Origin of the sequence: Nguyenibacter vanlangensis (genome assembly GCF_013376155.1) — a bacterium.
In the GTDB taxonomy this organism is placed as follows: Bacteria; Pseudomonadota; Alphaproteobacteria; order Acetobacterales; family Acetobacteraceae; genus Gluconacetobacter; species Gluconacetobacter vanlangensis.
This window is the reverse complement of record NZ_JABXXP010000867.1, coordinates 1-1,066: the sequence shown is the minus strand read 5'-3', so window position 1 is coordinate 1,066 and position 1,066 is coordinate 1. Positions and strand designations below refer to the sequence as shown.

Annotated in this window: 1 protein-coding gene; it reads left to right on the top strand. The window is 71.3% G+C overall.

Features of this window, described 5'->3' with window-relative positions:
- On the top strand, positions 1-1,066 hold a 1,066-nt coding region (locus HUK84_RS19745), incomplete at both ends, for a mannitol dehydrogenase family protein (RefSeq protein ID WP_176641725.1).

The following is a 1,066-nucleotide window of genomic DNA, read 5'->3' as shown; positions in this document are numbered from 1 at the left end:
CGCGGTGCGGGTGATCGGCGCGCTGCGCGCCTATCTGCTGGCGCCGTCCGACCCGCATGCGGTGCTGGACCTGCTGGCCGATCCGGCCATCCGCATCGTCAGCATGACGATCACCGAAGGCGGCTACAATATCGACGAGACCACCGGCCGGTTCCGCCTGGATACGCCCGCGGTCCAGGCCGACCTGGCGGGGGACGCGCCGCCCGCCACCATCTTCGGCTTCGTGGTCGAGGCCCTGGCCCGCCGCCGCGCTGCCGGCGCGGGGCCGTTCACCGTGCTGTCCTGCGACAATCTGCGCCATAACGGCGACGTCGCCCGCACGGCCTTCCTGGGCTATGCCCGGGCGCGCGACGCCGGGCTGGCGGAGTGGATCGAACGGCACGTCACCTTCCCCAACGCCATGGTCGACCGCATCACCCCGTCGGTCGACGCGGCGATCGCCGCCGAGCTGAACGCCGCGAGCGGCCTGGACGACGCGCTGCCGCTGGTGGCCGAGGATTTCACCCAATGGGTGGTCGAGGACGCATTCTGCGCCGGCCGCCCCGCCCTGGAACAGGCGGGGGTACAGTTCGTCGACGACGTGACGGGGTACGAGCAGGTCAAGGTGCGGATGCTGAACGCCTCGCACATCCTGCTGGCCTTCCCGGGCATCCTGCTGGGCTATCGCCATGTCGACGAGGCGCTGCGCGACCCGGACCTGGAACGCTTCGTCAACGCCTACCTGGAACGCGACGTGATCCCGCGCCTGACCGCGCCCGAAGGGCTGGACCCGCAGGAATACCGGCGCAGCGTGCTCAGCCGTTTCTCCAACCCCGCGATGGCCGACCAGTTGCTGCGCGTGGGCGGCGACGGCTCGTCCAAGGTCCAGGTCTACTGGACCGAGACCGTGCGCCGCACCCTGGCCGATGGTGGGGATCTGTCGCGGATCGCCTTCGGCATCGCCGCCTATCTGGAAATGCTGCGCGGCAAGGACGAGTCCGGCGCGGCCTACACCCCGTTCGAGCCGACGCTGGATCCGGCGCGGATCGCCCTGGCCGGCGCGGACGACCTGGCGGCCGGGCTGGCG